This is a genomic window from Proteiniclasticum sp. C24MP, assembly GCF_043951855.1.
Taxonomy (GTDB): Bacteria; Bacillota; Clostridia; order Clostridiales; family Clostridiaceae; genus Proteiniclasticum.
Genome location: NZ_JBINJW010000005.1, coordinates 1 through 12,501 on the forward strand (window position 1 = coordinate 1; position 12,501 = coordinate 12,501).

A 12,501-nucleotide genomic window follows, 5' to 3' on the forward strand; every position below is an offset into this window, starting at 1 on the left:
GAGAGAAAGAAACAGATTTGTTAATTTTTTATTGGGGGCGTTAAAATGACGAATGAATTGACTGGAAAGGAAGTTGAGACAGTTCGAGATATAGACTATCTGAAGCTTTTGGCAAGGCAGTATCCAACCATAAGTGATGCAACAACAGAAATCATCAATCTTCAGGCGATTCTGGATCTGCCCAAAGGGACAGAGCATTACATCTCTGATGTGCATGGAGAATTCGAATCTTTCCGGCATGTGCTGAAGAACGCATCGGGGGTCATCCGCAACAAGATCAATGATCTTTACGGGAATACGCTGAGAGAATCCGAGAAGAAAGCACTGGCTACACTGATCTATTATCCCGCAGAGAAGCTGGATATGCTGGACATCAATGACAGGGAGATTGACGACTGGTATAGAATCCATCTTTTCAGGCTCATCGAAGTCTGCAAGAGAGTCTCTTCGAAATACACCCGATCCAAGGTGAGAAAAGCCTTTCCGAAGGAATTCGCCTATATTCTGGACGAACTCCTGAATGAGAACGAGGACCGGATCAATAAGTACGACTACTACAATAAGATCATAGAAACCATCATAGATCTGGATCGTGCAAGATCGTTCATCATCGCCATATCCAACCTGATTCAGCGTTTTGCCGTGGATCGGCTTCATATCATCGGGGACATCTATGACCGAGGACCTGGAGCGGACATCATCATGGACATGCTGAAGGAGTATCACTCTCTGGACATTCAGTGGGGAAATCACGACATGATCTGGATGGGTGCCTGTGCCGGAAGTGAAGCGCTCATCGCAAATGTGGTGAGAATCACAGCCAGATACAATCATCTGGAGCTTCTGGAAGACCGCTACGGCATCAATCTTCTGCCCCTGGCCACTTTTGCCATGGACACCTATGGCAGTGACGAACTCACCAAGTTCATGCCTAAAGGAGTGGAAGTCACGGAGAAGAACCAGAAGGAGCTGGAACTCATCGCGAAAATACACAAAGCGATTTTTCTGATTCAGATGAAGCTGGAAGCGGAAATCATATACAAGCATCCGGAATATGGCATGAACGACCGGATGCTGCTGGACATGATCGATTATGAAAAAGGAACCATCCTGGTAGATGGTATGGAATATGAACTGAATTCCACGGAGTTTCCCACAGTGGATCAAAAGAATCCTTTCATCCTTACAGAGGCGGAAAAGGACATCATGGAAAGACTGAAGCGATCCTTCATGAATTCCATGAGACTCAATGATCATATGAAGCTTCTCTTTTCCAAGGGAAGCATGTACAAAGTCTTCAACGGGAACCTGCTTCTTCATGGCTGCATGCCCATGGATGAGGATGGCGTATTCATGGAGATCATGATCGGTGGAGACAAGTACAAAGGGAAGGCGGCACTGGATGAGCTGGACAGGCTTGCAAGGCAGGGGTATTTCAACAATGATCCTGTGCTCAAGGAACAGGGCCTGGATGCCATGTGGTATCTATGGTGCGGACCTGCATCTCCCCTTTTCGGCAAGAGAAAGATGGCCACCTTCGAAAGGTATTACATTGAGGACAAAACACCGCACGCGGAAGAAAAGAATCCGTACTACAGAGACAGGGAAAGACCGGATCGTATTGAAATGATCCTGGAAGAGTTCGGACTGGACAAAGATCATGCTCACCTTGTAAATGGGCATGTACCGGTGAAGGTCACAAAGGGAGAAAGTCCCATCAAGGCGGACGGAAAGCTTCTGGTCATTGATGGCGGATTCGCCAAGGCTTATCAGAAGGAGACAGGTATCGCAGGATATACGCTGATCTACAATTCCCATGGTCTGAATCTTGTGAGTCATGAACCCTTTGAATCCACCCAGAAAGCCATTCTGGAGGAAAAGGACATTGTGTCCACGGTGATGGTTCTTGAAAGTGTGAGAAGCCGAAGAAGAGTGGCGGATACGGACACCGGTCTGGAACTGAAGTCTCAGGTGGCGGACCTTCTTCAGCTTGTGAATGCCTACAGAAAAGGATACATCAAGGAAATCATACAGACCGCTTACGAAAACAAATAGACAAGGTAAAACCCCGAAGAACGAATTCTTCGGGGTTCATCTATGTTGAAATATACAAAAAAGAGAAAGTATATTTCAAGTAGGAGGAAGCGGGGTCTAGATCTATTTAAAGAGACTTATAAAAAGCCCCGATAAACCTTATATAGGATATTGTTCGGGTCCCGGTTCTCCACCATATCCGTATCCTGACCATAGATCTCTTCAAAGACTGATGGATCAAGATGAATGCTGAAGTGGTGAATCCCTGGGTAACCGTCCTGTTTCATGGCTGGGTTTCCCTGAAGCCACATGTTCATCCCGATATGGTGATGATAGCCGTCTCTTGAAAAGAATCCGGCCTTAGGATAATCCAGTGTCTTCTCAAGTCCCAGCGTTTTGTTGTAGTGCAGATCCGATGCGTCCAGATCCTTCACATGCAGGTGGATATGTCCCATGTCCGTTCCCTCAGGGAATCCGGAAAAGGAGTCGGTGGTTCTGGATTCCAGAACTCCATCCACATCCATGGTATCTGTGGTCATATGGATTCTGTTCTTGTTTTTCCAGATATTCTCGGGCTTGTCCCAATAGACTTCTATGCCATTTCCTTCAGGGTCTGTAAGATAGATGGCTTCCGACACATGATGGTCGGAAAATCCTGTTACAGGGATCCTGCTTGCTGCCAGATGGTAAAGGAAATTACCCAGATCCTTTCTTTCAGGAACTCGTATTGCCAAATGGTACAGGCCCACTTCATGTCGTCTTGTCTGTCTTGTGGGATGCAGAACAACTAGGGGGATATTCCCTGCCAGAAGCTCCATGGCATCTTCTCGCTCATTTCTTGTGAATCCCAGATTTTCATAATATAGGGTCAGCTGTTCCACGTTTGTTACATTAAGGTGCACCGCGCCTAATTCGATTGTTTTCATAATATCGCCTTCATTTCCATCACATATTTGCATAATTTATCATTTAACTGTTTATTAATTTCAGTTTGCATAATATTATGATACAGGTTTTGTGGAAATGACGTATGAAAACCCTAAGAAATAATTGTGAACAATAAGGGTTTTTCAGCTCATTCAAGGTTTATTGATTCAATCTTTCTGTTTCGGCAAGCAGTTCTTCAGAAAGATTGCCGAAATAGGCTGAAATTAATGAATATACGAGAATTTTCACCCGACTGTCTGAAAGGCCTTCGGAAGCCGTTATTCTGAGATCTTCTGACTGAGAGAGGGTGGCCTTGAAAAGACCATGGAAATCTTCGTAAAGAGTGTAGAGACTCTCTGTTTCCCCTTTGGCGCATTCTTTTGAAATGGGTCCGAGAAGGATCTTGATTTCAGGCAGAGTCAGGGTTCTCTTCAGGATCTGGATGAGGGAGAGCAGCATCAGGTGCTCTCTGGAGTATTTCTTTTTGATGGAGGGGAAAAGAATCTTGTCTTTGGAATAGTTGTTGATCATGGTTTTCGTCAGCGGTTTTTTCGGATAGGATTTTTCCATATAGGTGATGACCTGGTCCATGTATAGACCGAAATCAGGCAGCTGCGAAATTTCAGGAAGTTGAAGCGTCTCCTTGGCTATCATTTCATATCTCCTTTTGCGCCTGAAGTCTTCAGGCGAATGATATTTCTGCTAAATGTAGTTCTAAAAACTAGATAGTATCATATTAATATAAAATTTCTGCAACTTCAATGTTGATTTTATTTTATATTAAGGTATAATATGAACAGGACAACACGTAGTTATAAAAACTACATTAAGGAGAATTCATATGAGAAAAATAAAACTGAGAGAACCTGTCAACTCCATCACCCATCTTGCCGGTGCAATCCTCTTCTTTATCGGCACCATTGTGCTTTTGACCCAGAGGATTCTCATCGAGGCTTCCTTAAAGAGCATCATCGGTGCCCTGATTTTCGGCATCAGCCTGGTACTGCTCTATCTGGCCAGCGGAATCTATCATGGATACAACGGCAGTGAGAAGGGAATCAGAAGACTGAAGAAGCTCGATCACAGCATGATCTATGTACTCATTGCAGGAAGCTATACCCCCATGTGCTTAAGTGTACTGGAAGGGACGCAGAGAAATGTGGTGCTTGTGGTGATCTGGTCCATCGCATTATTCGGCATTCTATCCAAGGTGTTCATAAACAATATGCCAAGAGTCCTCTATACCTTCTTCTACCTCTTCATGGGATGGATGGTCATGTTCTTCATCGGAGATGTCTATAGAAATGTGGACTTCACTGGATTCATGCTCCTGCTTTCCGGCGGCATTCTCTACAGCATAGGCGGGTTCATCTATATGGTAAAGAAGCCTAATATTTCAGAATCCTTCGGATTTCATGAACTCTTTCATCTGTTCATTTTAGGTGGAAGTCTCATGCACTATTTCTTCACATTCTTTTATCTGGCTTAAATTATTTCAGACTTTATGTAAAAGTGATGACGTGGTAGAAGAGTGATATCATGCCGGTTCCCGAGAGTTGTGAAGAACATCTTTAATCAAATGTAAAAATAAATGAAATATCTTCATATTTTCTTCATAAAAAGACTTTAGTATAAGGAAGTCGTAAAAAGTGACATGGAGGAAACAAATGAAGTATTTAAAAAGAATTGTCGCTGGACTGCTTGTGGCGGGGACCATCAGCGGATTTTCAGCTCAGAACGTATATGCCCTGGAAGATAAGAAAGCACTGCTTGGTAATCTGACCAATGAACTGGAAACAGTGAGTGTGCTCAGACAGGAATCAGAAACACAACTGGAAATGAATCTTAAGGAAATCGAGAAACTAAATCGAGATAGAGAAATTTATCGCATCAGAGCGGAGTATTTAAGAAGCAACATTGAAGAGACAATGAAAAAAGGTGAAATGCTGGACGAGAAGAATCCGAATATCATTCAGGCGGCGCTTCTGACCCTTACCAATGGGTATCTGGAAATGGAACTGGCAGATATTCTCATTGCAATTCATTCTTCAGCGGAAGAATTTGAGCAGTATCAGGAAAAAGAGATACGAAAAGACGACAAGGAAGCCATAAGAGAAGGACTTCAGGAAAAGCTCAGCAAGCTGGAAGAAGATCTTGCTCAGGTGGAAGAGATTCTGTCAAACGGAGCATCAAGATCTACAGAGCTTCTGACCTTCAACGGAGAACTGAGTGTGAAGATCACTGAGGTGGAAACACAGTCAGAGACCTTAAGTGCTCAGAAGACTAAAGTGGAAGAAGAAATCAGAGTGGAAGAGGAAAAGCGCAAGCAGCAGGAGCTGGAGAGAAAAAGAGCGACAACGTTCATCAGACCAGCCAGTGGAAGACTCACAAGCGGGTATGGAAACAGAATCCATCCTGTAACCAGAAGAAGAGCATTCCATGCGGGGATTGATATCGCCAATTCCAGAGGAACCAGTATTCTGGCTTCCAGAAACGGTAAAGTCACATTTGCCGGATACAAAGGAACCTACGGAAAACTGATCATCGTGAATCACGGAAACGGAATCGAGACAGCCTATGCACACTTAAGCTCCATCAATGTAAAAGTCGGGCAGAGTGTAACGCAAGGAAATGTCATCGGAAAGATGGGCAGCACCGGAAGATCCACAGGAAGTCATCTTCATTTTGAGATCAGAATGGGTGGAAGTACAGTAAACCCATCCAAATACATAAAGTAGACAACAAAAGAGAGCCGAAGGGCTCTCTTTTCATATTCTGGTAAAGAATCCGAAACAAAGTTCATTAGGAATACAAAGGTTATGCACAGTATCCACAATATCTTGTGGGTAACTCAAAACTCAAGTCAATATGTAGGAATAATTTTGCGCGATTCTGGGTATATTGACAAAAAAGAATATGTGTTCTATTATTTAGGTAAGATATGGAAGAAGGTGAGCCTATGCTGACATCAAGAAAGTATCCCTGTGAAGTGATCACCTACTGTAAGGACGGCAGGGTCTATCCTCTGAAATTCAGATATTATGCTGTGGATCAGGCCAGATATCTTACGGTGGACGTGGAGAAGATTCTTTATGTTTCCATGAAGGACAAAAACGGACTGAAGGAGATGACCTATCATCTGTATGGAAGACGAAAGAGACTGAAAGAAAGATATACCCTGTATCTGGATCCCAGATACAAGACCTGGTGGGTTCTGTAGGAATCTGAAAAGAGATGTGAATCGAACTATCATCTCTTTTTTCCTTGCAATCTGGTGAATATGGAGGGCGCTGCTGGGAAAAAACTAGTTGACCAAAGCGGGTTTTTCCTATAGAATCATAATGATATAAACGATGAAAAGAACCAGTACGAAAGTCCTGCCTTTACAGAGAGAGGGAAATGGTGGAAGCCCTCAGGGAAAGTTTTCGGAACCTGTCTTGGAGTTTCTCAGAGGACTGAGCGGGGAAAGCCGTTATACTTTAGAGTGGATACACAAGTATCAATTAGGGTGGTACCGCCGGAGAAGATTCGGCCCCTTTGATTGATGCTTTTTTTTTATTTTTAGGGAGGGTAACAAATGAGCAAGAACAGCAATAAGAAACTGGTTGAAGCCATCACACCTATGGATGTGGACTTTGCGCAGTGGTACACGGATATCGTGAAGAAAGCGGAGATGATCGAATACTCCACAGTAAAGGGAGCGGTGATCTTAAGACCTTACGGCTATGCGCTGTGGGAAAACATTCAGGGATATCTTGACAGAAGATTCAAGGAAACCGGCCACGAGAATGTCTACATGCCGATGCTGATTCCAGAGAGTCTTCTTCAGAAAGAGAAGGATCATGTGGAAGGATTTGCACCGGAAGTGGCATGGGTCACCCATGGCGGTTCTGAGGAGCTGGCAGAGAGGCTCTGCATCAGACCTACATCAGAGACGCTTTTCTGCGAGCATTTCTCCAACATCGTCCAGTCCTACAATGATCTTCCAAAACTGTACAATCAGTGGTGCAGCGTCATCCGCTGGGAAAAGACCACAAGACCTTTCCTGAGAACTTCCGAATTCTTATGGCAGGAAGGTCATACCATCCATGCCACAGCAGAAGAAGCGCAGGATGAAACCATCAAGATGCTGAATGTCTATGCGGATATGATGAAGAACTTCCTGGCCATTCCAGTGATCAAGGGAAGAAAGACCGACAAGGAGAAGTTTGCAGGAGCCGAGGCGACCTATACTATCGAGGCGCTGATGCACGATGGGAAGGCACTTCAGTCCGGAACCAGTCACAACTTCGGTCAGGGATTTGCGGAAGCCTTCGACATCACCTATACAGGAAAAGACGGTAAGCTTGCCCATGTCCATCAGACCAGTTGGGGTCTTTCCACAAGAGTCATCGGTGCCATCATCATGGTGCATGGGGATGACTCAGGACTCGTGCTTCCTCCAAGAGTGGCACCTACACAGCTTGTGATCATTCCTGTTGCTCAGCACAAGGAAGGCGTTCTTGAAAAAGCGGAAGAGCTGAGAGAAAAACTCTCCAAGGTCGTCAGAGTCAAGGTTGATGCGTCAGACAAGAAGCCAGGCTGGAAATTCAGCGAATATGAAATGAAGGGTGTTCCAGTGAGACTGGAAGTAGGGCCTAAGGATATCGAAAACAACCAGGTGGTACTGGTGAGAAGAGATACAAGAGAGAAGATCTTCGTATCCATGGATGAACTGGAAGAGAAGCTTCCAGCGCTTCTTGATGAAATCCACGATGCACTTTATGAGAAGGCGCTGGATCGCATGACCACCATGACAAGTGAAGCGGTGACTCCAGAAGAGATGAGAGATGCTGCAGACAACAAACCGGGGTTCATCAAGGCCATGTGGTGCGGAAAGCTTTCCTGTGAAGAGCAGATCAAGGAAGAGTATGGACTCTCGTCCAGATGTATGCCTTTTGAACAGGAAGAACTCAGCGATACATGCATCTGCTGTGGTGAAAAGGCAGAGTCACTTGTCTACTGGGGCAAAGCATATTAGAAAAAAATCAAAAATAATGTTGACGATTACAGTTTTATTCGATATAATCATCTCGAAATGAATAAACAAAATTAGACATGTGACTGGTGAAGCAGGCAGGATCTAAAATGACAGATAGTATTATTTGTCATTTTGGGTCCTTTTTTTGTTTTTTCGAAATAATAGCATAAAAGGAGTTATAAATTATGAACTACAAACAGGTTGCACAGAATGTACTTAAGTATGTGGGCGGTAAGGAAAACATTTCTCATTTTGAGCACTGCTCCACAAGACTCAGATTCTCTCTACTTGACAATAAAAAGGCTGACATTGAAAAACTTCAGGCAGTAGAAGGTGTAATGGCTGTCAAGACAGGAGCGCAGTGTCAGGTGGTCATCGGAAATGATGTGGTGGAGGTGTATGATGAAGTAGTGAAACTCATCGGAGATACATCAATGCAGAGCAGGGAAGAAAGACCAGAAGAGAAGAGAAAGATCGGTGCAGTGGTACTTGATTTTATAGTCGGTGTATTTCAGCCGCTGGTACCTGCCATCGCAGGTGGTGGTGTACTAAAGTCCTTACTGCTGTTGTTATCTGTTCTTGGGGTCATGAGTGCGGATTCGCAGTCCTACAAGGTACTGAACCTCATTGGAGATGCTCCGCTTTATTTCCTTCCAATCATGGTAGCGATCACCACTGCAAACAAACTGAAAGTCAATGCGCTGGTAGCCATGTCTGCTGTGGCAGCTCTTATTCTTCCGAATATGACTGCAATGCTTGCTGAAGGGGCTGAACTTTTCGGATTTGGTCTTCAGAATATCGCATATGCCTATCAGGTGTTCCCAGCAATTCTCACAGTGCTGCTATATGCACAACTGGAGAAGTTCTTTACAAAAGTTTCGCCAAAGTCTTTAAGAATTTTCCTGGTGCCAATGCTGTCACTGGTTGTTACAGTTCCAGTAACGCTTCTTCTACTAGGACCCGCAGGGTTTAATTTCGGACAGGGCTTTGCCAGTGTGATCCTCTTTCTCTATGATAAACTCGGTTGGGTTGCAACTGCACTTCTTGCCGCAGCACTACCGTTTATGGTGGCTACCGGCATGCACAAGGCGATGCTTCCATACGCCATTACCACCTTTTCACAGATTGGAAAGGAAATTCTGTATCTTCCAGCTTCCCTTGCACACAATATTGCTGAAGGTGGAGCATGCTTCGGTGTAGCAATCAGAACAAAAGATAAGACTTTGAGAGCGACGGCGATTTCAGCAGGAATCTCAGCAATCTTTGGCATCACAGAGCCTGCACTTTATGGAGTGACGCTGCAGAATAAAAAAGTGTTAGCGAGTGTTGTACTTGGTTCTCTGGTTGGTGGTGCTTTTGTAGGTATCGTGGCATTGGAAGCATTTGCTATCGTGGGACCTGGACTTGCCAGTATCTCCATGTACATCGCTCCGGATGATCCTAGCAATTTAAGAAATGCGGTTTTCGGTCTACTGATTTCCTTCGGAGTGGCATTTGTTGCGGCACTCATTTTTGGAAAAGATCAGGATGCTGTTAAAGAGGTGGTCTTGGAATCAAAAAAGAATACAGCTGAAGAATCATTTTCAAGTCCAGTAGATGGAGAAGTAGTAGCGCTATCTGATGTGAATGATGATGTGTTCTCATCCAAAGCCATGGGTGAAGGTGTAGCAGTAATTCCATCCAATGGAATTCTATATGCACCAGCTGACGGAAAAGTTGAGATGGTTTTTGAAACTGGCCATGCCCTGGCAATGACCACTGAGGGTGGAGCACAGGTGCTGTTCCATGTGGGGATTGACACAGTGAATCTGAACGGAAAGTATTTTGAACCTAAAGTAAAAGTAGGTGATCTGGTTAAAAAAGGAGCGGAGCTTCTTCATTTCAATCTTGAAAAGATTGTGGACGAAAAATTCGATCCGATCACAATTATGGTGGTGACGAATAAGGAAGATTTCAGTATCAGTTTTGCAGAACGAAAGAATGTGACACATAAGGAAGAGCTGATGACCGTTATAGATACAACGATCTAAAAACATGCTTTATAAAGAAGAAATATTATTGGATGAAGAACATCATAACATCCAATAGAAAAAGGAGAATGATATGAGTAAAGGATTTCCGGAGAATTTTCTATGGGGAGGAGCAATAGCGGCCAATCAGGCCGAAGGTGCATGGAACGTGGATGGAAGAGGTCTTTCTGTAGCCGACGTTGCCCAGTACAAGGCGAATGTGGATGTGAAGGACTATAATAAACATGTAGCCATAAGCAGTGAGCTTGTGGAAGCTGCAATGAAGGACCCTGATGATAAAAAATATCCGAAGCGAAGAGGTGTGGACTTCTATCACCATTACAAAGAAGATCTGGCGCTGTTCAAAGAAATGGGATTCAAAGCATTAAGGGTATCTATCGCATGGAGCAGAATCTTTCCAGATGGAGAGGAAACCGAGCCGAATGAAAAGGGGCTGCAGTTTTATGAGGACCTCTTCACAGAGATGAGAAGGCTGGGTATGGAGCCAATCGTAACCTTGTCTCACTATGAGATGCCTTTAGCCCTCAGTGTGAAATATAATGGCTGGGCAGATCGCAGAGTGGTGGACCTTTTTGTGAATTATTCCAGAGTATGTTTTGAACGATACAAGAATCTTGTGAAATACTGGCTCACCTTCAATGAGATCGACAGTATTGTGAGACATCCCTTTACAACTGCAGGAATCATTCCTGACAAGTGTCCGGAGGGAGAGAAAGACAGAACCGTCTATCAGGCACTTCATCATCAGTTCGTGGCCTCTGCGAAGGTAACAAAGGATTGTCATGAAATCATACCAGGAAGCCAGGTAGGATGCATGCTGACCAAGCTCACGACCTATCCGCATACCTGCCATCCACAGGATGTGGAAAAAACACTGAAAAGAAATCTTGATAACTATTTCTACACAGATGTTCAGGTCTTTGGTGAATATCCACCGCTGATTCTCAACAGGTTCAAGAGGAATGGAATTGAAATCGTAATGGAAGAAGAGGATCTGGAAATACTGAAAGCCAATCCTGTGGATTATGTATCCTTCAGTTATTACATGTCACTGACCGAATCTGCAGATGAAGGATTGGAAAAAGCTGCCGGTAACACTATAATGGGAATAAAGAATCCCTATCTTCCTTCCACGGACTGGGGATGGCAGATTGACCCTCAGGGCCTAAAGATATCTCTTCTGGAACTTTATGATCGTTATCAGAAACCGCTGATCATTGTGGAGAACGGAATGGGTGCGGCAGATAAAGTGGAAGAGGATGGAAGTATTCATGATGACTACAGAATATCCTATTTCAGAGAGCATATCAAAGCAATGAAGGAAGCTGTGGAAGAAGGTGTGGATCTGTTTGGCTATACCAGCTGGGGTCCCATCGATATCATCAGTGCCGGTACATCGCAGATGTCAAAACGATACGGATTCATCTATGTGGATCAGGATGATGAAGGAAATGGTACACTGGAAAGAAAGAAAAAGGATTCCTTTTTCTGGTATAAGAAAGTGATTGAATCTAACGCAGAGAAGCTTGACTAGTATATAATATTGCTTGAGAAGAAGGTGAATATGTGAAGACGATAAAAAAAGTGCTGAATTCGAGTGTTGTCCTGGCAGAAGATGAGAAGAAGAATGAGTACGTTCTTTTAGGAAAAGGTATAGGGTATGGAAAAAAGGCTGGGAGCCTGATTCAGGAAGATCTTGCAGATCAGGTGTTCATACCTGTTGACCACACGAAGAAAGAGCATTTCATGGAAATCATCAATGAGATAGATCCTGTCTTTCTGGAACTGACACGAAAAATAGTTCAATATGCGGAAAAGCAGTTGGGCTCTAAGTTGAATCCGGGAATCTATTTTACGCTTATGGATCACATGAACTTTGCTTCTGAAAGAATCAAGAATAATATTGCCATCACAAATCGCCTGTTCTGGGAAGTTAAAAACTACTACAGAGATGAATTCAATATTGGGGTATACGCTGTAGAACTTTTGAATAAGCATCTTGCCATAGAGCTTCCTGAAGAGGAAGCGGCAAATATCGCTTTTCATCTCATTAACGCACAGGGAGAGAAAGAGAATTCAAAGGATGCCATGAAAGCTGCAAAACTTACAGGGAATATCATCAATCTTGTAAGATATACCCTTAATATTAATATGGACACTGAGGATATTCATTACTATAGATTTATAACGCATGTCAAGTTTTTCGTAGAAAGATTTTTCAGCGGGAAAATGCTTGTTTCCAGTGACATGACACTATACGAGCAGATCAGTAAAAGTTATCCTGCTGCTATGAAGGGTGCAAATAAAATTGAGGGCTATATAAAAGACGCCTATGGCAAAGAAATCACTAAAGAGGAACTGCTTTATCTTGCAGTTCATATCCAGAGGCTCCTTTCTCAGAATAAACTATAGCCGAAAGAAAATATAAGATGCAGAGGAAAATCAGAAATGATTTTCCTCTGCATCTTTCTACGTATATTCATAGTGCGT

Annotated in this window: 10 protein-coding genes and 1 other annotated feature; of the genes, 8 read left to right on the forward strand and 2 right to left on the reverse strand. The window is 43.6% G+C overall.

Going from position 1 to position 12,501, the window contains the following annotated elements:
* Positions 1-45: 45 nt before the first annotated feature.
* Positions 46-2,055, forward strand: coding sequence for a fructose-1,6-bisphosphatase (locus ACHAL6_RS05610; RefSeq protein WP_395269266.1), 2,010 nt, complete (start codon positions 46-48; stop codon positions 2,053-2,055).
* Between the two features lie 116 nt (positions 2,056-2,171).
* Here the strand turns inward: ACHAL6_RS05610 and ACHAL6_RS05615 are convergent, their stop codons facing one another.
* Together ACHAL6_RS05615 and ACHAL6_RS05620 are read right to left on the reverse strand one after the other, a co-directional pair.
* Positions 2,172-2,960 carry a VOC family protein gene (locus ACHAL6_RS05615; protein ID WP_395269267.1) on the reverse strand — a complete coding sequence of 263 codons (789 nt, stop codon included), beginning with the start codon at positions 2,958-2,960 and terminating at the stop codon, positions 2,172-2,174.
* A 160-nt stretch (positions 2,961-3,120) separates the two neighbouring features.
* On the reverse strand, positions 3,121-3,615 hold the full coding sequence (locus tag ACHAL6_RS05620; RefSeq protein ID WP_395269268.1) for a DUF1836 domain-containing protein: 495 nt from the start codon (positions 3,613-3,615) through the stop codon (positions 3,121-3,123).
* Positions 3,616-3,802: 187 nt separating this feature from the next.
* Here ACHAL6_RS05620 and ACHAL6_RS05625 point away from each other — a divergent pair, with 187 nt between their 5' ends.
* The 7 genes from ACHAL6_RS05625 to ACHAL6_RS05655 all read left to right on the forward strand — a co-directional run bounded on the left by ACHAL6_RS05625 (position 3,803) and on the right by ACHAL6_RS05655 (position 12,423).
* Positions 3,803-4,450 carry a hemolysin III family protein gene (locus ACHAL6_RS05625; protein ID WP_395269269.1) on the forward strand — a complete coding sequence of 216 codons (648 nt, stop codon included), beginning with the start codon at positions 3,803-3,805 and terminating at the stop codon, positions 4,448-4,450.
* Positions 4,451-4,628: 178 nt separating this feature from the next.
* Positions 4,629-5,699: a peptidoglycan DD-metalloendopeptidase family protein gene (locus ACHAL6_RS05630; RefSeq protein WP_395269270.1), complete on the forward strand. Its 1,071-nt coding sequence runs from the start codon at positions 4,629-4,631 to the stop codon at positions 5,697-5,699.
* Between the two features lie 221 nt (positions 5,700-5,920).
* The gene (locus tag ACHAL6_RS05635; protein WP_395269271.1) at positions 5,921-6,181 is read left to right on the forward strand and encodes a hypothetical protein; all 261 of its coding nucleotides are present in this window, start codon (positions 5,921-5,923) and stop codon (positions 6,179-6,181) included.
* A 124-nt stretch (positions 6,182-6,305) separates the two neighbouring features.
* Positions 6,306-6,501, forward strand: a binding site (T-box leader).
* 37 nt (positions 6,502-6,538) lie between these two features.
* On the forward strand, positions 6,539-7,981 hold the full coding sequence (gene proS / locus ACHAL6_RS05640) for a proline--tRNA ligase (protein WP_395269272.1): 1,443 nt from the start codon (positions 6,539-6,541) through the stop codon (positions 7,979-7,981).
* A gap of 185 nt (positions 7,982-8,166) precedes the next feature.
* Positions 8,167-10,011, forward strand: coding sequence for a beta-glucoside-specific PTS transporter subunit IIABC (locus ACHAL6_RS05645; protein WP_395269273.1), 1,845 nt, complete (start codon positions 8,167-8,169; stop codon positions 10,009-10,011).
* Between the two features lie 73 nt (positions 10,012-10,084).
* Positions 10,085-11,545: a glycoside hydrolase family 1 protein gene (locus ACHAL6_RS05650; RefSeq protein ID WP_395269274.1), complete on the forward strand. Its 1,461-nt coding sequence runs from the start codon at positions 10,085-10,087 to the stop codon at positions 11,543-11,545.
* A 32-nt stretch (positions 11,546-11,577) separates the two neighbouring features.
* On the forward strand, positions 11,578-12,423 hold the full coding sequence (locus ACHAL6_RS05655) for a PRD domain-containing protein (protein ID WP_395269275.1): 846 nt from the start codon (positions 11,578-11,580) through the stop codon (positions 12,421-12,423).
* Positions 12,424-12,501: the final 78 nt, after the last annotated feature.

Coding starts and splice junctions, on each gene's coding strand:
- ACHAL6_RS05610 (WP_395269266.1), top strand. CDS start 46: ATGACGAATGAATTGACTGGAAAGGAAGTTGAGACAGTTCGAGATATA.
- ACHAL6_RS05615 (WP_395269267.1), bottom strand. CDS start 2,960: ATGAAAACAATCGAATTAGGCGCGGTGCACCTTAATGTAACAAACGTG.
- ACHAL6_RS05620 (WP_395269268.1), bottom strand. CDS start 3,615: ATGATAGCCAAGGAGACGCTTCAACTTCCTGAAATTTCGCAGCTGCCT.
- ACHAL6_RS05625 (WP_395269269.1), top strand. CDS start 3,803: ATGAGAAAAATAAAACTGAGAGAACCTGTCAACTCCATCACCCATCTT.
- ACHAL6_RS05630 (WP_395269270.1), top strand. CDS start 4,629: ATGAAGTATTTAAAAAGAATTGTCGCTGGACTGCTTGTGGCGGGGACC.
- ACHAL6_RS05635 (WP_395269271.1), top strand. CDS start 5,921: ATGCTGACATCAAGAAAGTATCCCTGTGAAGTGATCACCTACTGTAAG.
- proS (WP_395269272.1), top strand. CDS start 6,539: ATGAGCAAGAACAGCAATAAGAAACTGGTTGAAGCCATCACACCTATG.
- ACHAL6_RS05645 (WP_395269273.1), top strand. CDS start 8,167: ATGAACTACAAACAGGTTGCACAGAATGTACTTAAGTATGTGGGCGGT.
- ACHAL6_RS05650 (WP_395269274.1), top strand. CDS start 10,085: ATGAGTAAAGGATTTCCGGAGAATTTTCTATGGGGAGGAGCAATAGCG.